The organism is Sandarakinorhabdus sp. DWP1-3-1 (genome assembly GCF_049896705.1).
GTDB lineage: Bacteria > Pseudomonadota > Alphaproteobacteria > Sphingomonadales > Sphingomonadaceae > Sandarakinorhabdus.
The window spans coordinates 710,314-727,739 of record NZ_JAFCUV010000003.1; the positions used below are offsets into that span (position 1 = coordinate 710,314).

The window sequence follows — 17,426 nt, forward strand, 5'->3', positions numbered from 1 at the left end:
CCGTTGCCGGACGGCCCCCTGTTGATTGGCCGAAAGCATCAGGCCTGGGGTGCAGGCTCTCCGAAGCCGCCGCGGCGACCGGTCTTGGGGATGGCCGAAACGCCGGTCGACGGACGCGCCGCGGGGGTTCCCGTGGTCGCCGAACGATCGATGGCTTCGCCTGCCAGCACCTTCTTGATCTCGTCGCCCGACAGGGTTTCGAGCTCGAGCAGGGCACCGGCCAGGGCATGGAGCTGGTCGATGTTCTCGGTCAGCACATGCTTGGCACGGTCATAACCCACCGTCACGATGGTGCGGACCTCGGCATCGATCAGCTGGGCGGTCTGCTCGCTGACGTTCTGCGTGCGCGTCACGCTGTGACCGAGGAAGACTTCTTCCTGGTTGTCGGCGTATTTCAGCGGGCCCAGCTTGTCGCTCATGCCCCACTGCGTGACCATCGAGCGGGCCAGGTCGGTGGCATAGCTGATGTCCGACGAGGCGCCGGAGCTGACCTTGTCGTGACCGAAGATGATCTCTTCGGCGACGCGGCCGCCCATCGAGACGGCCAGGTTGGCGTACATCTTGTCGCGATGATAGCTGTACTGGTCACGTTCCGGAAGGCGCATGACCATGCCGAGCGCGCGGCCGCGCGGGATGATCGTCGCCTTGTGGATCGGATCCGATGCGGCCTCGTGCATCGAGACGACGGCGTGGCCGGCCTCGTGGTAGGCGGTCATCTTCTTTTCGTCCTCGGTCATCACCATCGACTTGCGTTCGACACCCATCAGGACCTTGTCCTTGGCGTCTTCGAAGTCGCGCATCGACACCAGCCGCTTGGCGCGGCGGGCCGCGAGCAGCGCCGCCTCGTTGACGAGGTTGGCCAGATCGGCGCCCGAGAAGCCCGGCGTGCCGCGCGCGATGGTGCGCGCATTGACGTCGGGGGCCAGCGGCACCTTCTTCATGTGGACGGCGAGGATCTTTTCACGGCCCTCGATGTCGGGGCGACCGACGACGACCTGGCGATCGAAGCGGCCCGGGCGCAGCAGCGCGGGGTCGAGAACGTCGGGGCGGTTGGTCGCGGCGACGATGATGATGCCTTCATTGGCATCGAAACCGTCCATTTCGACGAGCAGCTGGTTCAGCGTCTGCTCGCGTTCGTCGTTGCCACCGCCAAGGCCGGCACCGCGCGAGCGGCCGACGGCGTCGATTTCATCGATGAAGATGATGCAGGGCGCCGACTTCTTGCCCTGTTCGAACATGTCGCGGACGCGGCTTGCACCGACGCCGACGAACATTTCGACGAAATCCGAGCCGGAAATGTTGAAGAACGGCACATTGGCTTCACCAGCGATGGCGCGGGCGAGCAGCGTTTTGCCGGTGCCCGGGGGGCCGACGAGCAGCGCGCCCTTGGGAATCTTGCCGCCGAGGCGATGGAAACGGCCCGGATCCTTTAGGAAGTCGACGATTTCCTGCAGCTCCTCGCGGGCTTCGTCGATGCCGGCGACGTCATCGAAGGTGACGCGGCCTTCCTTGGCGACGAGAAGCTTGGCGCGCGACTTGCCGAAACCCATGGCGCCACGGCCGGCGCCGTTCTGCATCTGGCGCATCACGAAGATCCAGATGCCGATCATCAGCACGAACGGGAGCATGTTGAAGAACAATTGGGCGAGGAGGCTACGGCTTTCCTCGGGCTTGGCGTCGAAACGGACGTTCTTGCCGCGCAGCCGGTCGACCAATTTGTCGTCGCCGGGGTTGAAGGTGCGGTAATCTTCGTCCGAAGCGGTCTTGCCGACGATCTCCGCGCCGCGAATTTCGGCGGATTTGATGGCGCCCTCGTCGACTTTGGTCAGGAAATCGGAATAGGCGAGCGTGTTGCCGGTGTCGGAGGAGCGCGACGGCCCCTGCATGACGTTGACGACGACCACCAGCCCGAACAGAATCACCAGCCACAAGCCGAGATTCTTCTTCCAGGGGCTTTGTGGCTGCTTGTTGTTATCGGCCATGAACACGGCTTTCCGCTGACGAGTCGCCAGTGACTCTGTTGCCAAGATAGGCAATGCGCGGCCGGTTGCAATCAGCCTGCGCGTTTCTGCCTCGTATCAGATACGGCCGCAGCACGATTATCGACAACAACCCTGGCTTTTCGGGGCGCTGCGCGGCTGAAAAGCCATATGTCGCCAGTGCTTTGCGCTCGCACTCCTGCCAGTGCGGCAGTACCCCCGGCAGCAAGACGGGCCAGCAGCCGCGACAGATCGGCACCGCGGAGGACCGTTTCGGGCTGAAATTGCTTGATCGCGCGCTCAAGCAATTTGCGCTGCAAAGCCCCCGGCAGGCCCCCGGCATCGATACGGATGGTATCGGCCGTGGCCAGGGCATTGCCGGCCCAGGCGCGATCGGCAGCCCAGTCGAGCGCCGCCGCGGCGTCGGCGAGGTGCGCCGCCGCCGCCGCCATGCGCCCGGCATCGAGCCAAGGCGTTTCGGCCAGCAACCGGCGCGCCGCGGTGCGGGCATAGCGCGGATCATGATTCGACGGGTCATCGACGACGGGCCCGGTGGCGGCGATGGCGGCGAGCGCGGCACGGCGCACGGCCAGCAGCGGCCGCACCAGCGTCACGCCCTGCCCCAGGTCGCGGACCGCCCGGATGCCCGCCAGCCCGGCGCCGCCGCTGCCGCGCCCCAGCCGCATCAGCAGGGTTTCGGCCTGGTCGTCGGCATGGTGGGCGGTCAGCAGCAGCCGATAGCCGCGGGCGGCGCACCACCCCGCCATCAGCGCATAACGGGCATCGCGGGCGGCGGCCGGCACGCCGGTGCCGGGTTTCGGCCCCTGCCAGTGCAACGTCGCGTGGGGGATGCCGTGGGCCGCGCACCAGCCGGAGACCATCGCCGCCTCATCGGCACTCGCGGGCCTGAGGCCGTGATCGACCGTCAGCGCCGCGATCCTCTCCGGAAACTCTGCCGCCGCCAGGTGCAGCAGCGCCATGCTGTCGGGCCCACCCGACACGGCGAGCGCCAGCCGCTCGCTATCGGCTAGCGGTCGCCCGAGCGCCGCCGCGAGGGGGGCGAGCAACCGCATATGCCGGTCATGCCGTGCATTTGGCCCGGGCACGCAGCGCCTTGGCCTCGGCCTGCTGCGCTGCCGTCAGCTTGGCCCCGTAGACCGAATCGAGTTCACCGAGCACGCGGCAGGCGTCCTTCGGCTTTTTCAGGCCGTTCATGGCGGTCGCCAGCCCGACGAGCGCATCGGGGGCGCGGGCGTCGCGCGGCGCGGTCTTGTAGAGTTCGAGATAGGCGCGTGCCGCCTCGGCATGCTGGGCGCGCTCGGCATGGCTGCGGCCGAGCCAATATTGCGCCTGGGCGATGCGAGTCGATTTGGGCCAGGCGGCGATGAAGTCGGTCATCGCCGCCTCGGTGCCCGGCCAGTCCTTGGCCAGCGCCTCGGCATAGGCGGCCTTCCACGCGGCATCCGCGGTGGCTGCGACCGGCGGCCTGGCCGGCGTGCGGACCGGCGCCCCGCCGATCGGCCCCGGCGGCAGGATGGCGGCACCGGCAGTTGCCCCCGGCGGCGGCGCGGCCCCCGGCACGGCACCCGGCACCGCCCCCTGGCCATTGCCTTCGAGCGCGTTCAGCCGGAATTCGACATCGCCGCGCAATTTCGCCTGCGCTTCCTCGAGCTGGCGCATCTTGAACTGGTTGGCCTCGACCTGGCCGGTCATGGTGCGCAATTGCGCCTCCAGTTGCCCGACACGCTCGGCAAGATCCACAAGCGGCTGCGAGGCCGGGGACCCGACAGCCTCGGGCGCGGCGGCGACCGGCGGCGCGATCTCGGGCTCGAAATAGCGCGGGTCGCCACCCGGGAAGACCTTGCGCTGCACGGCGCGCATCTCGGATTCGAGCTTGCCGACGCGTTTTTCGACGCGGACCGGATCGAGGTCCTGGGCGCCCGCAGCGGTGGGGGCGGCGATGGACAGCAGCGGCACGGCGAGCGCCGACAAAAGCAACAGGAAACGCATGGATTTCAGGCCCCGGGAATGGTGGCGATCGGTTTCGGCCCCGCCGGCGCGGCGGCCGCGCCCGCGGGCTGGCTGCGCGCGACGAGGTCGGCGGCGGCCAGGCTGAGGCCGCGGACGGTATCGACCGGGCCACCGAGCGGCGGGATCGGCTTGCCGCCGACGGTAACGGCGAGCGCGCCGGCCTTGCCGGTCCACAGCAGCAGGCCCGGCGGATTGGCGGGCACAGCATAGCTTTCGCCGGGCTGCAGCACGCCGATCTTGGCGGTGGTGCGCGTCGCATTGTCGTAGATCTTCACCCAGACCTCTTCCTTTGCGGTCAATACGACCGGCGCGCCCGCAACCCCCGCCGCGGCAACAACGGGGAGCGCGGCGGCCGGCGGCGAAACCGCGGCGGGATCGACGATCCCGTCGGCCGGCGCGGCGAGCGGTGCCGCCGATTCGGCCGGCGCGACCCCGGTGTTTGCCGCCAGCGCCGGGGCGGCGGGCGGCGCCGGATCGAAGGCACCCGACCCCCAGGCCGACAGCGCGGCGATGACCGCGATGACGATGGCGAGCGACGTCATCCACAGCGCCCGCGACGGCACCCGGCGTTCATCGAGCGGTTCCAGCGTCAGCGGCGCCGGCACATGCGGCGATTTGGAGGTTTCACTGCGGAAATGTGCCGCCACCGTTTCGGAATCGAGCCCGACGCTGCGGGCGAAAGCCTTGACGAAGCCGATGGCATAGGGGAGCGCCGGCAGGTCCTCGTGCCGGTCGGCCTCCAGCGCCTTCAGGTGGCGCAGCGGCACCCGGGTTTCGCGCGCGACATCGGTCAGTTCGAGCCCGGCCGCGGTGCGGGCGGCGGCGAGCATCGCTCCGGTGCGCTTGCCGCTGCCCGGGCCGCCACTGTCAACCAACTCCACGCCGGAATATCCCTCAAGCTTGCGAGGCTGCCTTCGTGCCGGGGGGGCAGGCGCAAGTCAATGCGCCGTCAGGGGCGAAACGGCCGGCGCCGATACCGCCCGGCGCCATCCGCCGCGCTTTTGTGGCGGCTCGGCGACGGCCCCTGGCGCGGCTGCGCGTCGGGCGGGCGAGCGCCCCACCTTGTTGCGGCGCATCAAAGCGGCTATGGGGCCGCGCTTACCGCTGCAGCATGACGCACCGCGCGGCGCCCCCGGGTCTGTCCCGGCGGCGCTTCCGGCATATCCCACAGGACCTCGATTTCAATGGCACTGCGTAATATCGCGATCATCGCGCACGTCGACCACGGCAAGACGACGCTCGTCGACCAGTTGTTCCGCCAGTCGGGGACGTTCCGCGACAACCAGCGCGTCGCCGAACGCGCCATGGACTCGAACGATCTCGAAAAAGAACGCGGCATCACCATCCTGGCCAAGTGCACGTCGATCGAATGGACCGACAAGACCAAGGACGAGACGACGCATATCAACATCGTCGACACACCGGGCCACGCCGATTTCGGCGGCGAGGTGGAGCGCATCCTGTCGATGGTCGACGGCGTCGTGCTGCTCGTCGATGCCGCCGAAGGCCCGATGCCCCAGACGAAGTTCGTCACCGGCAAGGCCCTGGCGCTGGGCCTGCGCCCGATCGTCGTCGTCAACAAGATCGATCGCCCCGATGCCCGCGCCCAGGAAGTGCTCGACGAGGTGTTCGACCTGTTCGTGACGCTGGAAGCCAATGACGAGCAGCTCGATTTCCCGGTGATCTTCGCGTCGGGCCGCAATGGCTATGCCGGGCGCGACAGCGAAGTCCGCTCGGGCGACCTGACGCCGCTGTTCGAAACCATCGTCGCGCATGTGCCGCCGCCGGCCGCAGACGTCGACGGCGAGTTCAAGATGCTGGTGTCGCTGCTCGACCGCGACAATTTCGTCGGCCGCATCCTCACCGGGCGCATCCTGTCGGGCACGCTGCGCCTCAACACCCAGATCCGCGCGCTCAACCCCGACGGCAAGGTCGTCGAGGAAGGCCGCGCATCGAAGATCTTCGCGTTCCGCGGCCTGGAGCGAGTGCCGGTCGACGAAGCCAAGGCCGGCGACATCATCGCGCTGGCGGGGTTCTCCAAGGCAACCGTCGCCGACACCATCGCCGACATCAGCGTCACCGAGCCGCTGCACGCCCAGCCGATCGATCCGCCGACGCTGAGCATGACCTTTGCCGTCAATGATTCGCCCTATGCCGGCCGTGATGGCTCCAAGGTCACCAGCCGCATGATCTCCGACCGGCTCCAGCGCGAGGCCGAGGGCAACGTCGCCGTCAAGGTCACCGAGAGTGCGTCGAAGGACGCCTTCGAGGTCGCCGGGCGTGGCGAATTGCAGCTTGGCGTGCTGATCGAGACGATGCGCCGCGAGGGCTTCGAGCTGTCGATTTCGCGTCCGCGCGTCATCTATGGCGTCGACGAGAACGGCAAGCGCACCGAGCCGTACGAGACCGTCGTCATCGACGTCGACGAGCAATATTCGGGCACGGTCGTCGAGAAGATGGCCGGCCGCAAGGCCGAGATGACCGACATGCGCCCGTCGGGCGGCGGCAAGACCCGGCTGACCTTCAGCGCCCCTGCCCGTGGCCTCATCGGCTATCACGGCGAGTTCCTGTCGGACACGCGCGGCACCGGCATCATGAACCGATTGTTCGAGAAATACGGCCCCTACAAGGGCAGCGTTTCGGGCCGCGGCAACGGCGTGCTGATCTCCACCGAGACCGGCGAGGCGGTCGGCTATGCGCTCGGTTACCTGCAGCCGCGCGGCACGCTGATGATCGAGCCGGGCGAGGCCGTCTACCAGGGCATGGTCATCGGCGAGAACGCGAGAGACGAGGACCTGGAGGTCAACCCGCTGAAATCCAAGGCGCTGACCAACTTCCGCGCCAGCGGCAAGGACGATGCCATCCAGCTGAGCCCGCCCAAGCGGCTGACGCTGGAACAGGCCATCGCCTATATCGACGAGGACGAACTGGTCGAGGTGACGCCGAACTTCATCCGGCTGCGCAAGATCCATCTCGACCCCAACGAGCGCAAGAAGGCGTCGCGGGCGAAGAACGCGGGCTGATCTTTGTGTTGCGTCACCCCGGCGCAGGCCGGGGTGACGCCTGCGCCGGGATCACTGACGGCACGCACGATTGCCCTCCCCCTGCGACACTTGCACGATTGCGCCGGTGGCCCACATTCGGGTGATAGGCGCAACGATCGCAAGGCCGCCGATCCGGGGAGTTGAGACGCATGGACGACGACGATTACGGCACGACGCCGGCCGCGCATATCGAGCCGATCCCGCAAGCCGAGGCCGAGGACGCCGTCCGCACGCTGATCCGCTGGGCGGGGGACGACCCCGACCGCGAGGGGCTGCTCGAAACCCCGGGCCGCGTCGCCCGCGCCTATCGCGAATATTTCCGCGGCTATCAGGAGGACCCCGGCGTCCACCTGTCGAAGACTTTCGGCGAGGTCGGCGGCTATGACGAGATCGTCATCCTGCGCGACATCCCGTTCCAGTCGCATTGCGAGCATCACATGGCGCCGATCATCGGCAAGGCGCACATCGCCTATCTGCCGAGGAAGCGCGTCGTCGGCATCTCCAAGCTGGCGCGGGTGCTGCAGGGCTATGCCAAGCGGCTGCAGGTCCAGGAACGGCTGACGGCCGAAGTCGCCGACTGCATCCAGCAAGCGCTCGACCCGGTCGGCGTCGCCGTCGTCATCGAGGCGACCCATGCCTGCATGTCGGCGCGCGGCGTGATGACATCGGGCGTCACCATGACGACCAGCCGGATGATGGGCGTGTTCCGCGAGGACGACCGCAGCCGCAAGGAGGTGCTGGCGCTGATGGGCAAAGGCTGAGCGTTACCGCTTAACACGACCGTTCATGTCGCCTATAGAGCAGACGGAAACAGGGGCTGAGACACATGGCGAACATACTGGGCAATCTCAATCGCGCGCTGCTGCTGGGGCTGACGCTGCTGATCCTCGTGGTCGCCGTCTTCCACCATGGTGCCATCGCGACCAGCGGCGGCAACTGGTTCAGCTGGTTCCTGCGCTTTGCCCATGTCGTCGCCGGCGTGCTGTGGATCGGACTGCTCTATTATTTCAACTTCGTGCAGATCCCGACGATGCCCAAGGTACCCGCCGAGCTGAAGCCCGCCGTGTCGAAGTACATCGCGCCCGAAGCGCTGTTCTGGTTCCGCTGGGCCGCCATCGCCACGCTGGTACTGGGCCTCGCCATCGCCGGCGCGCCGCCGCAGCTGTACATCGTCCAGGCGCTGACCTTCCAGCCGCCCTACACGCTCATCGGTCTCGGCATGTGGCTGGGCATCATCATGGCCGCCAACGTCTGGATGTTCATCTGGCCGGCGCAGAAGATCGCGCTCGGCATCGTCGAGGGCAGCCCTGAGGAAAAGGCCGCCGCCGCGAAAAAGGCGATGCTGTTCAGCCGTACCAATTTCGTGCTGAGCTTCCCGATGCTCTATTGCATGGTCACCTTCTACGGCCAGCTCGGCTGAAGCCCGTCGTCGGGCGTTCAAGCCGCCGGGGGGCGTTACCGGAGTTGATGAATGACACCCCCTGACGCTGCCCCCGCCTTTTTCGCGGTGGATTGGGGCACCACCAACCGCCGCTGGTTCCATGTCGCCGTCGATGGCAGCGTCATTGCCCGCAAGGGCGATGATCGCGGCATCCTGTCGGTGGACGATTTCCCGGCCGAGGTCGCGGCGCTGCGTGCCGATGCCGGGGACGCGCCGCTGCTGCTGTGCGGCATGGTCGGGTCCAACCGCGGCTGGATCGACGTGCCCTATGCCGACACGCCGGCCGACCTCGACGCCATCGTCGCCGGCATCGTCTGCCCCCAGCCCGGCATCGCCATCGTGCCCGGCGTCGTCCAGCGCGACGAGCTGCGCCCCGACATCATGCGCGGGGAGGAAGTGCAGATCCTGGGCGCGCTGGCGCTGAAGCAGATCGGCGACGGCCTCGTCTGCCACCCCGGCACCCACACCAAATGGATCGAGATCGAGAACGGCTGCATGATGCGGCTGCGCACGGTGATGACCGGCGACCTGCTGGCGGCGCTGAAGGCGCGATCCATCCTGTCGGACATCCTTGCCCATGAACCGGCCGCCGATGCGGTGTTCCTCGACGGTGTCGATCAGACGCTGGAGGGCGGCGACCTGACGGCGGAGCTGTTCGGCGCCCGCGCCCGTGTCGTCACCGGCCAGATGAGCGCCGCCGATGCCGCCAGCCGCATCTCGGGCCTGCTGATCGGCAGCGACATCCGCGCCGGGCTCGGCCGCGGCCGCTCCGACGTCGTCCCGCTGATCGGCGCGCGCCCGCTGTGCGAGCGATTTGCCCTGGCGCTGGAACGGGCCGGGCGCGAATCGGTTGTCATCGACGGGGAAACGGCGTTCGTCGCCGGCGCCCGGGCCATCATGGCCATGATGGGGACAGCATGACGATCGCCGAAGATTTCCAGCAGCATTTCGCCGCCTGCCCGCTGGTCGCCATCCTGCGCGGCGTCCGCCCCGACGAGGTCGAGGCCATCGGCACCGCGCTGATCGACGCCGGCATCCGCATCATCGAGGTGCCGCTGAATTCTCCCGAGCCCTATGAGTCCATCACGCGGCTGGCGGGGATCGCCGGCGACCGCGCCCTGGTCGGCGCCGGTACCGTGCTCGACACCGCCGCCGTCGGCCGTGTGGCGGCGGCCGGCGGCCAGCTGGCGGTATCGCCGAGCACCGACCCCGACGTCATCGCCGCGGCGGTCGCGGCCGGCCTCGTTTCGATGCCGGGGTTCTTCACGCCGAGCGAGGCCTTTGCCGCCATCCGCGCCGGCGCCCATGCGTTGAAGTTCTTTCCCGCCGAGGCGGGATCACCCGCGGTGCTGAAGGCGATGCGCGCCGTGCTGCCGCGCGACATGCCGCTGCTCGCGGTCGGCGGCATCACCCCCGACGGCATGGCGCCGTGGCTGGCGGCGGGCGCCGATGGTTTCGGGCTGGGATCGGCGCTGTATCATGCCGGCGCGACGGCGGAGACGGTGGGCGAAGCGGCGGCGCGGTTCGTGGCGGCGGTGCGGGTTTAGGCCGACTTACTGTCACCCCGGCGCAGGCCGGGGCCCACACACCGCGGCACAGGCGGACCCAGATCTCCAAACGTGTGGTTTATGGGCCCCGGCCTGCGCCGGGATGACAGTTAAAGATGTGCTTCACACCTTCAACGGTTTCGCCGCGACTCCCTCGCTCGGCAGGCAATCGGGCAGTTCCGCATAACGCGCCCGGCGGCCGTCGCGGCTGATCCAGATGCGCAGCGAGGCGAATTCGGGGCATGGCCGGTAGCGCCAGCGAAATTCCCAGCCATCGGCCCAGATTCGCGTCTCGCGCGGGGTGAAGTTGCGCAGTTGTTCGCCGCTGCCGCGCCGATATTGCACCAGCAGCCGCTCGGCGAGCCCGGTCGCGGTCTTGGCATCGATCTCGCGCTCGAAGACGCCAAGCCCGATGGCGATGGCCAGCGACGCGGCGATCCCGCCGAGGACCAGCCGCCGGACCGCCAGACGCGAAAGGGCAAAGCGCGACGGGGCCATTCAGCCGCGTTCCGCATAGGCGGCGAGCGGCAGCGGCGTGCCGGTCTGGCGCAGCAGCGCCTGGCGCCGGAAAAAGCGCAGCAGCCCCGATGCCCCCATCCGCGACGGCCCCAGCCCCGACAGGCCGAAGCTGCTTTTTTCGGCGTCGCCGATCATGCTGGTCAGCGCGCCGTCGTTGATCGAGACGGCGCCGGCGTCGAGCCGCACCGCCACCGCCTCCGCCTCCTCGACTGTCCCCGCCAGTACCGCCGCCGACAGGCCGAACTGGCTGCGGTTGGCCTCGGCAATCGCCGCGTCGATGCTGTCGAAGGGCGCGACCGGGATGACGGGGCCGAAGGTTTCCTCACGCATCAGCGCCATGTCGGGGGTGACGCCGGTGATGACCGTCGGGCGCAGCCACTTGCCGCCATGATCCTCGATGGTGCCGCCGGTCTGGATGGTGGCGCCTTTCGCCACCGCATCGGCGAGCTGGGCGGCGACGATATCGGCCTGGCGGCCGAGGATGAACGGCCCCAGGTCGCCGCTGGCGATATCCGGGTAATTGATGGTGACAGCGGCGGCCAGGCGCACCAGATGGTCGAGGAAGGCATCGTGGATGGGGCGGGCGACGAGCACGCGCTCGATCGACTGGCAGGCCTGGCCGGTGGCGACGACCGAGGCGCGCAGCGCCACGGCGGCGGCGCGTTCGGGATCGGTGCTGGCCAGCACCAGCATCGGGTCCTTGCCGCCGAGCTCGAGGCTGGCGGGGATGAAGGCGCGCGCCGCCGCCTCGCCGACCTTGCGGCCGGTGGCGACCGATCCGGTGAAGGCGATATAGTCGACATGATCGACCAGCGCCGCGCCGGTCGCGCCGTCGCCTTCGATGACCGCGAACACCGCGGCCAGCGCCGGCACCGATCGCACCGCGGCCATCAACGGCGCGATGAAACGCGGTGTCACCTCCGATGGCTTGACGATGACGGCGCAGCCGGCGGCGAGCGCCGGGATGGCGTCGATCATCGCCAGCGTAAGGGGAAAGTTCCACGGGCTGATGACGCCGACGAGCGGATAGGGCCGGAGCCGGGTGCCGGCGGTGATCGTCGGGATGGCGGTGGCGATGCGGGCCGATTCGATGCCGGCTATCAGCCCCGGCGCCTCGCGCATCCAGCGCGCCACCATGGCCTTGACGCCGTCGAGCTCGATGCCGCTGACGCTGCGCCGGCCGGTATCGACGGTCAGCGCCGCGGCGATCGCCGGTGCATGGTCGGTGAGCGCGGTGGCGAAGGCGCCGAGCGCCTCAAGCCGCGACGCCAGCGACAGCGCTGCCCAGGCCGGCTGGGCGGCCCTGAGCCGGGTCGCCAGCGCGGCGACGACGAGCGCGTCGAGCGGCTCGATATGATGATCGGCGACGCCGGTCCGCGGGTTGACCACGGGCAGGGTGCGAAAGAGCGGTTGCGACGCCATCATGGCCACGTTAGCCGGTGAATGATTCGCTGGCGAGCCGGCAGCCGGGCATATTTCGACGGCGTTGCGTCGCAGCTACGGCGAACTGATGTCGCGCGGCGCGTTGACAGGCGCGCCCTGTTGCCCTATCGCCCCGCCTTCGCATCGGCAGGGCCTTCGAGTCCCGCCGCTCAACTATTTGAAGCCAAGGTTTACGAACGATGTTCGCAGTTGTGCGCACCGGCGGCAAACAATATCGGGTCGCCACCGATGACAAGATCCTCGTCGAGAAGATCGACGGCGAAGCCGGTACCAGCGTGCAGCTGGAAACGCTGATGTTCGGCGATGCCGGCACCGTCACCACCGGTGGCTCGGTCACCGCCGAGATCGTCGCGCAGACGAAGGGTGACAAGGTCATCGTCTTCAAGAAGCGTCGTCGTCACAACTATCGTCGCAAGAACGGTCATCGCCAGCAGCTGACCGTGCTCAAGATCACTTCTGTCGGGTAAGAGACAATGGCACATAAGAAAGCAGGCGGTTCATCGCGCAACGGTCGTGATTCGGCCGGTCGTCGCCTTGGCGTGAAGCGCTTCGGTGGGCAGGAACTGCTCGCCGGTACCATCATCATCCGCCAGCGCGGCACCCGCGTTCACCCCGGCCGTAACGTCGGCTGCGGCGTCGATCACACGCTGTTCGCCACGTCGGACGGCGTCGTCGTGTTCCACGAGGGCAAGCTGGGTCGCAAGTACGTCAGCGTCGACCCGCGGCCGGAAGCAATCGCGGCCGAATAGGCCGACCGGCCTTCGCCTTTGAAATTTGAGAGGGGGAGCCGGGCAACTGGCTCCCCCTTTTCGCATTTGAATCGACCCGTCCCATGCAGTTCCTCGACCAGGCCAAGATCTTCCTTTCGTCGGGTGCCGGCGGCGATGGCTCGGTGTCGTTCCGGCGCGAGAAGTTCGTCGAATATGGGGGGCCCGATGGCGGCGACGGCGGCAAGGGCGGCGACATCATCTTCGAATGCGTCGAGGGGCTGAACACCCTCATCGATTTCCGCTATTCGCAGCATTTCAAGGCTGGCCGCGGCGCCCATGGCATGGGGCGCAACCGCACCGGGCCGGGCGCCGACGACAAGATCATCAAGGTGCCGGTCGGCACCCAGATCCTCGCCGATGATGACGAGCGCACGCTGATCGCCGACATGACGCGGCCCGGCCAGCGCGTCGCGCTGCTGCGCGGCGGCGACGGCGGCAAGGGCAATAGCCATTACAAGACCAGCACCAACCGCGCCCCGCGCCAGTTCCAGCCGGGCTTTCCGGGCGGCGAGATGTGGGTGTGGCTGCGGCTGAAGCTGCTGGCGGATGTCGGCCTGCTGGGCGCGCCGAACGCCGGCAAGTCGACGCTGCTCAACGCGGTGTCGAACGCCGCCGCCAAGGTCGGCGCCTATCCGTTCACGACGCTGAAGCCCCAGCTGGGCGTTGTCGCCCACAAGGGCCGCGAGCTGGTGATGGCGGACATTCCGGGCCTCATCGCCGGCGCGGCCGATGGCGTCGGCATCGGCGATCGTTTCCTCGGACATATCGAGCGCTGCCGCGTGCTGCTCCACCTGGTCGATGCCAGCGCGGCGGCGCCGGTCGCGGCGTGGCGGACGGTGCGCAACGAGCTGGCCGAATATGGCGGTGGGCTGACCGACAAGCCCGAGATCCTCGCGTTGACCAAGGCCGACCTGGTGACGCCGGCGGCGCTGGCGGCGAAGAAGCGCGCGCTCGAAAAGGCCAGCGGCGTGCCGGTATATGCCTTTTCGGCGGCGACGCGGCAGGGTGTCGACGAGGTCCTCGACCAGTTGATCGCCATCGCCGGTCGGACGGCGGGCGAGGCGGACGACGATGACAAGGCCAGGGTGTGGACGCCGCTCTAGGCGCCTCGGCACGCTTTGCGCCGGGGCCCTGTGCGCGGCTGGTCGTCAAGACCGGATCGTCGCTGCTCGTCGATGGCGCCGGCGCGGTGCGGCGGGACTGGCTGGCGAGTGTCGTTGCCGATGTGGCGGCGCGGCGTGCGTCCGGGCAACAGATCGTCATCGTGTCCTCGGGCGCCATTGCGCTGGGGGCGCGGCGGCTGGACCTCGAAAAGGGCGGCCGGGCCAGCCTGGAGGATGCCCAGGCCGCGGCAGCGGTCGGCCAGGTGGCATTGAGCGCGGTCTGGGAGGCGCTGCTCTCCGACGCCGGGCTGACGATGGCACAGGTGCTGCTGACATTGGGCGATCTCGAGGACCGGCGGCGCTACCTGAATGTTTCCGCCACCATCGAGCGGCTGCTGGCGCTGGGCGCGGTGCCGGTGCTCAACGAAAACGACACGGTGGCGACGAGCGAGATCCGCTTCGGCGACAATGACCGGTTGGCGGCGCGTGCGGCCCAGGCGGCGGGGGCGCAGGGCGTCGTGCTGCTGAGCGATGTCGATGGCCTGTACACCGCCAACCCGCAGCGCGATCCGGCGGCGACGCTGGTGGCCGAAGTGCTGACGCTGACGCCGGAAATCGAGGCGATGGCGGATGGCGGCAGCGGTTCGGGGCTGGGCTCGGGCGGCATGGCGGCCAAGCTGGCGGCGGCGCGCATCGCCGGCGCGGCGGGCATCCACCTTGCCATCGCCGACGGGCGGGTGGCGCATCCGCTGGCGCGCTTTGCGACGACGGGCCGTGGCACGGTATTCGTCGCGGGTGAAGGCGCGCGTGCGAAGAAGGCGTGGCTGGCCGGGCGGCTGACCGTCCATGGTACGCTGAGCGTCGATGCCGGGGCGGTGGCAGCGCTGCGGCGCGGCAAGAGCCTGCTGGCGGCGGGGGTGACCGGCGTCGAGGGCCGGTTTGTGCGCGGCGACGTGGTGGCCATTGCCGGGCCGGAGGGCATCGTGGCGCGCGGGTTGGCGGCCTATGACGCCGGCGACGCCGCCCGCATCAAGGGCCTGCGCAACGATGTCCAGGGCGCGGCGCTGGGCTATGCGCCGCGCGCCGCAGTCGTCCACGCCGATCATCTGGTGCTGGTGTGAGCGCCGGGGCGACCATCGACGCCATGGCGCGGGCGGCACGTGCGGCCGTGGCGGCGCTGGCGCAGGCCACCACCGCGCAGAAGGCGGCGGCGATTCGGAACGCGGCGACAGCGATCCGGGCGCGCGCCGATGAGGTGCTCGCCGCCAATGCCGCCGATGTCGCCGCAGCGCGCGACGCCGGCATTTCCGAGGCGCTGGTCGACCGGCTGGCGCTCGATGCCGGGCGGCTGACGGGGATCGCCGCCGGCCTCGACACAGTCGCCGCGCTGCCCGATCCGGTCGGGGAAGTCATCAAGCGCTGGTCGCAGCCGAACGGCCTCGATTTCGCGCGGGTGCGCGTGCCGCTGGGGGTCATCGGCATCATCTATGAAAGTCGGCCCGGCGTTACCGCCGATGCCGCGGCGCTGTGCCTGATGGCCGGCAATGCCTGCCTGTTGCGCGGCGGGTCGGAGGCGGCGCGGTCGAACGCCGTGCTGCTCGATTGCGTGGCGGCGGGACTGGCGGAGGCCGGGCTGCCCGCCGCCGCCGTGCAGCTGGTGCCCGCCGGCGACCGGGCGCTGGTCGGCGCGATGCTGGCGGCGCATGGCCTCATCGATGTCATCATCCCGCGCGGCGGCAAGGGGCTGGTGGAGCGCGTCCAGGCCGAGGCCAAGGTGCCGGTGCTCGCCCATCTCGACGGCATCAACCATGTCTATGTCGATGCCGCGGCGGACCCGGAAAAGGCAATGGCGATCGTCGTCAATTCCAAGCTGCGGCGGACGGCGGTGTGCGGCGCGATGGAGTCGCTGCTGATCGACCGCGCCGCCCCGTCGGCGCTGCAGCAGGCAGTGGTAGCAGCGCTGCTCGATGGCGGCTGCGCGGTGCGGGGCGATGCCGGCGTTCAGGCGCTCGACTCGCGGGTTGTTGCCGCTGCACCGCAGGATTTCGATACCGAATGGCTTGATGCCGTCGCGTCAGCGGCGCTGGTCGATGGTGTGGCCGGTGCCATCGCCCATATCGCCCGCCATGGTTCCTCGCACACCGACGCCATCGTCACCGAGGACGCAGGCACGGCGGAAGCCTTCCTCGCTGCCGTCGACAGCGCGATCGTGCTGTGGAACGCCTCCACCCAGTTCGCCGACGGCGGCGAATTCGGCTTCGGCGCCGAGATCGGCATCGCCACCGGCCGCCTCCACGCTCGCGGCCCGGTCGCACTGGAGGGGCTGACGACGTACAAGACGCGGGTGACGGGTACCGGACAGGTGCGGGCGTGACCGGTTGGCGGACGCCGCCCGAACCGCTATGTTGTCGTCATGGGTAATCGCGAGCCTTGGGCGCCGAACATCTTCCCGCCGGGTGCCGAGCCTGACTGGGTCGTGGGCTACGAGATCACCGAAGACGGCTGGAAGCCGATGGATGCGAAACGCGAAGCCGCCTTCATCCAGGAGGGTGTCGACTCGCTGGAATGCGATGGCGGCATCCCGCACAAACAGGTGATGGCCGAATTGCGGGCCCTTATTGCAGCAAAGCAGTCTGCCCCGGCCAAGTGACATCGGTCGTCTGGTCGGCGGCAGCCCGGCGACAGCTTTACCTGATAACGGCCTGGATCGCCCGACATGACGCCGGCGCGGCGAGCCGTCTTGCCGATGCAATCGACGATCGCATCGCGCTGTTGTGCGACTTCCCCGCGCTGGGAACGCCGATCGATCGCGGCCACCGCAAGCTTTCGCTCGGTCGTTTCCCGTATGTGCTCGTCTATGCCGTCAGCGGCGACGTGATCCAGATCCTTGCCATTCGGCACATGGCGCGGAGCGCGATTTGAAACGCGTCGGCCTGCTCGGTGGCTCGTTCAACCCGGCACACGCGGGGCATCGCCACATCAGCGTCGAGGCGATGCGGCTGCTGGGCCTCGATGAAATCTGGTGGCTGGTGTCCCCGCAGAACCCGCTCAAATCCGCCGCCGGCATGGCCAGTCTCGACGCCCGACTCGCCTCGGCACGCGCCGCCGCCCGCCATCCACGCGTCCGGCCGATGGCGATCGAGGCCCGGCTCGGCACGCGCTATGCCGTCGATACCGTCACGGCGCTGCGCCGGCGCCACCCCGAAATCGCCTTCATCTGGCTGATGGGCGCCGATATCCTGCCCGAATTGCACCGCTGGCACCGGTGGCGGGCCTTTGTGCGATCGCTGCCGATTGCCGTTTTGACGCGTCCGCGCTACATGGGGGCTGCTTTGGTGTCGCCCGCGATGGCCTGGGCACGGCGGTGGCGGCACCCCGCCGGCCACGCCCATGACTGGACGAGGTGGACGCTGCCGGCGATCATTGTCCTCGATATCCGCCCCACGGCGCTTTCGGCGACGGCGATTCGCGCCGCCGACCCGGATTGGGCCGACCGCCTCGATGATGGCCAGACGAGAACAGGACACAGGTTTTGACGACGAAGAAATC

At 69.0% G+C, this 17,426-nt stretch carries 19 protein-coding genes; 13 read left to right on the top strand and 6 right to left on the bottom strand.

From position 1 onward, the window contains the following. Positions 1-38 precede the first annotated feature (38 nt). The 4 genes from ftsH to ACP7AI_RS16920 form a co-directional block, all read right to left on the bottom strand. Positions 39-1,982 carry an ATP-dependent zinc metalloprotease FtsH gene (ftsH, locus tag ACP7AI_RS16905; RefSeq protein WP_426169906.1) on the bottom strand — a complete coding sequence of 648 codons (1,944 nt, stop codon included), beginning with the start codon at positions 1,980-1,982 and terminating at the stop codon, positions 39-41. Positions 1,983-2,053: 71 nt separating this feature from the next. After that, entirely contained in the window at positions 2,054-3,052 is a 999-nt protein-coding gene (tilS, locus tag ACP7AI_RS16910) for a tRNA lysidine(34) synthetase TilS (RefSeq protein WP_426169909.1), read from the bottom strand. Positions 3,053-3,059: 7 nt separating this feature from the next. Continuing rightward, complete coding sequence (locus ACP7AI_RS16915; RefSeq protein WP_426169912.1) at positions 3,060-3,989, bottom strand: YbgF trimerization domain-containing protein; 930 nt, start codon at positions 3,987-3,989, stop codon at positions 3,060-3,062. Positions 3,990-3,994: 5 nt separating this feature from the next. After that, on the bottom strand, positions 3,995-4,891 hold the full coding sequence (locus tag ACP7AI_RS16920; RefSeq protein ID WP_426169915.1) for a helix-turn-helix domain-containing protein: 897 nt from the start codon (positions 4,889-4,891) through the stop codon (positions 3,995-3,997). A 303-nt stretch (positions 4,892-5,194) separates the two neighbouring features. On the opposite strand from ACP7AI_RS16920, the gene typA reads away from it, so the two are divergent. From typA to ACP7AI_RS16945, 5 genes are all read left to right on the top strand, one after another. Beyond that, positions 5,195-7,033, top strand: a complete 1,839-nt coding sequence (typA, locus tag ACP7AI_RS16925) for a translational GTPase TypA (protein ID WP_426169918.1) — start codon at positions 5,195-5,197, stop codon at positions 7,031-7,033. A gap of 170 nt (positions 7,034-7,203) precedes the next feature. After that, positions 7,204-7,815, top strand: a complete 612-nt coding sequence (gene folE, locus ACP7AI_RS16930) for a GTP cyclohydrolase I FolE (protein WP_426169921.1) — start codon at positions 7,204-7,206, stop codon at positions 7,813-7,815. Between the two features lie 65 nt (positions 7,816-7,880). After that, a complete protein-coding gene (locus tag ACP7AI_RS16935) occupies positions 7,881-8,474 on the top strand; it encodes a urate hydroxylase PuuD (RefSeq protein WP_426169924.1) in 594 nt (197 codons plus the stop codon). Between the two features lie 51 nt (positions 8,475-8,525). Beyond that, positions 8,526-9,416 (top strand): 2-dehydro-3-deoxygalactonokinase, encoded by an 891-nt coding sequence (locus ACP7AI_RS16940; RefSeq protein ID WP_426169927.1) that lies wholly within the window; start codon positions 8,526-8,528, stop codon positions 9,414-9,416. After that, on the top strand, positions 9,413-10,042 hold the full coding sequence (locus tag ACP7AI_RS16945; RefSeq protein WP_426169930.1) for a 2-dehydro-3-deoxy-6-phosphogalactonate aldolase: 630 nt from the start codon (positions 9,413-9,415) through the stop codon (positions 10,040-10,042). Before ACP7AI_RS16940 ends, ACP7AI_RS16945 begins: the two co-directional genes overlap by 4 nt. Positions 10,043-10,165: 123 nt before the next feature. On the opposite strand, the gene ACP7AI_RS16950 is transcribed toward ACP7AI_RS16945, so the two are convergent. Next, a complete protein-coding gene (locus tag ACP7AI_RS16950) occupies positions 10,166-10,540 on the bottom strand; it encodes a hypothetical protein (RefSeq protein WP_426169932.1) in 375 nt (124 codons plus the stop codon). Next, entirely contained in the window at positions 10,541-11,983 is a 1,443-nt protein-coding gene (locus ACP7AI_RS16955) for an aldehyde dehydrogenase family protein (protein WP_426169935.1), read from the bottom strand. 200 nt (positions 11,984-12,183) lie between these two features. On the opposite strand from ACP7AI_RS16955, the gene rplU reads away from it, so the two are divergent. The 8 genes from rplU (at position 12,184) to ACP7AI_RS16995 (ending at position 17,413) form a co-directional block, all read left to right on the top strand. Next, positions 12,184-12,471 (top strand): 50S ribosomal protein L21, encoded by a 288-nt coding sequence (gene rplU / locus ACP7AI_RS16960; RefSeq protein ID WP_426169937.1) that lies wholly within the window; start codon positions 12,184-12,186, stop codon positions 12,469-12,471. 6 nt (positions 12,472-12,477) lie between these two features. Further along, on the top strand, positions 12,478-12,753 hold the full coding sequence (gene rpmA, locus ACP7AI_RS16965; protein ID WP_426169940.1) for a 50S ribosomal protein L27: 276 nt from the start codon (positions 12,478-12,480) through the stop codon (positions 12,751-12,753). An 83-nt stretch (positions 12,754-12,836) separates the two neighbouring features. Further along, complete coding sequence (gene obgE / locus ACP7AI_RS16970; protein ID WP_426169943.1) at positions 12,837-13,877, top strand: GTPase ObgE; 1,041 nt, start codon at positions 12,837-12,839, stop codon at positions 13,875-13,877. Further along, entirely contained in the window at positions 13,862-14,998 is a 1,137-nt protein-coding gene (proB, locus tag ACP7AI_RS16975; RefSeq protein ID WP_426169945.1) for a glutamate 5-kinase, read from the top strand. Before obgE ends, proB begins: the two co-directional genes overlap by 16 nt. Beyond that, on the top strand, positions 14,995-16,251 hold the full coding sequence (locus ACP7AI_RS16980) for a glutamate-5-semialdehyde dehydrogenase (protein WP_426169948.1): 1,257 nt from the start codon (positions 14,995-14,997) through the stop codon (positions 16,249-16,251). Before proB ends, ACP7AI_RS16980 begins: the two co-directional genes overlap by 4 nt. Before the next feature lie 39 nt (positions 16,252-16,290). After that, positions 16,291-16,527, top strand: a complete 237-nt coding sequence (locus ACP7AI_RS16985; protein ID WP_426169950.1) for a hypothetical protein — start codon at positions 16,291-16,293, stop codon at positions 16,525-16,527. Beyond that, positions 16,524-16,799, top strand: a complete 276-nt coding sequence (locus ACP7AI_RS16990; protein ID WP_426169952.1) for a type II toxin-antitoxin system RelE/ParE family toxin — start codon at positions 16,524-16,526, stop codon at positions 16,797-16,799. The genes ACP7AI_RS16985 and ACP7AI_RS16990 overlap by 4 nt, the downstream gene beginning before the upstream one ends. Further along, the gene (locus ACP7AI_RS16995) at positions 16,796-17,413 is read left to right on the top strand and encodes a nicotinate-nucleotide adenylyltransferase (protein ID WP_426169955.1); all 618 of its coding nucleotides are present in this window, start codon (positions 16,796-16,798) and stop codon (positions 17,411-17,413) included. The genes ACP7AI_RS16990 and ACP7AI_RS16995 overlap by 4 nt, the downstream gene beginning before the upstream one ends. Positions 17,414-17,426: the final 13 nt, after the last annotated feature.

Excerpts from the sequence above, each read along its gene's own strand:
- ftsH (WP_426169906.1), bottom strand. The coding sequence starts at position 1,982 with ATGGCCGATAACAACAAGCAGCCACAAAGCCCCTGGAAGAAGAATCTC.
- tilS (WP_426169909.1), bottom strand. The coding sequence starts at position 3,052 with ATGCGGTTGCTCGCCCCCCTCGCGGCGGCGCTCGGGCGACCGCTAGCC.
- ACP7AI_RS16915 (WP_426169912.1), bottom strand. The coding sequence starts at position 3,989 with ATGCGTTTCCTGTTGCTTTTGTCGGCGCTCGCCGTGCCGCTGCTGTCC.
- typA (WP_426169918.1), top strand. The coding sequence starts at position 5,195 with ATGGCACTGCGTAATATCGCGATCATCGCGCACGTCGACCACGGCAAG.
- folE (WP_426169921.1), top strand. The coding sequence starts at position 7,204 with ATGGACGACGACGATTACGGCACGACGCCGGCCGCGCATATCGAGCCG.
- ACP7AI_RS16935 (WP_426169924.1), top strand. The coding sequence starts at position 7,881 with ATGGCGAACATACTGGGCAATCTCAATCGCGCGCTGCTGCTGGGGCTG.
- ACP7AI_RS16940 (WP_426169927.1), top strand. The coding sequence starts at position 8,526 with ATGACACCCCCTGACGCTGCCCCCGCCTTTTTCGCGGTGGATTGGGGC.
- ACP7AI_RS16945 (WP_426169930.1), top strand. The coding sequence starts at position 9,413 with ATGACGATCGCCGAAGATTTCCAGCAGCATTTCGCCGCCTGCCCGCTG.
- ACP7AI_RS16950 (WP_426169932.1), bottom strand. The coding sequence starts at position 10,540 with ATGGCCCCGTCGCGCTTTGCCCTTTCGCGTCTGGCGGTCCGGCGGCTG.
- ACP7AI_RS16955 (WP_426169935.1), bottom strand. The coding sequence starts at position 11,983 with ATGGCGTCGCAACCGCTCTTTCGCACCCTGCCCGTGGTCAACCCGCGG.
- rplU (WP_426169937.1), top strand. The coding sequence starts at position 12,184 with ATGTTCGCAGTTGTGCGCACCGGCGGCAAACAATATCGGGTCGCCACC.
- rpmA (WP_426169940.1), top strand. The coding sequence starts at position 12,478 with ATGGCACATAAGAAAGCAGGCGGTTCATCGCGCAACGGTCGTGATTCG.
- obgE (WP_426169943.1), top strand. The coding sequence starts at position 12,837 with ATGCAGTTCCTCGACCAGGCCAAGATCTTCCTTTCGTCGGGTGCCGGC.
- ACP7AI_RS16985 (WP_426169950.1), top strand. The coding sequence starts at position 16,291 with ATGGGTAATCGCGAGCCTTGGGCGCCGAACATCTTCCCGCCGGGTGCC.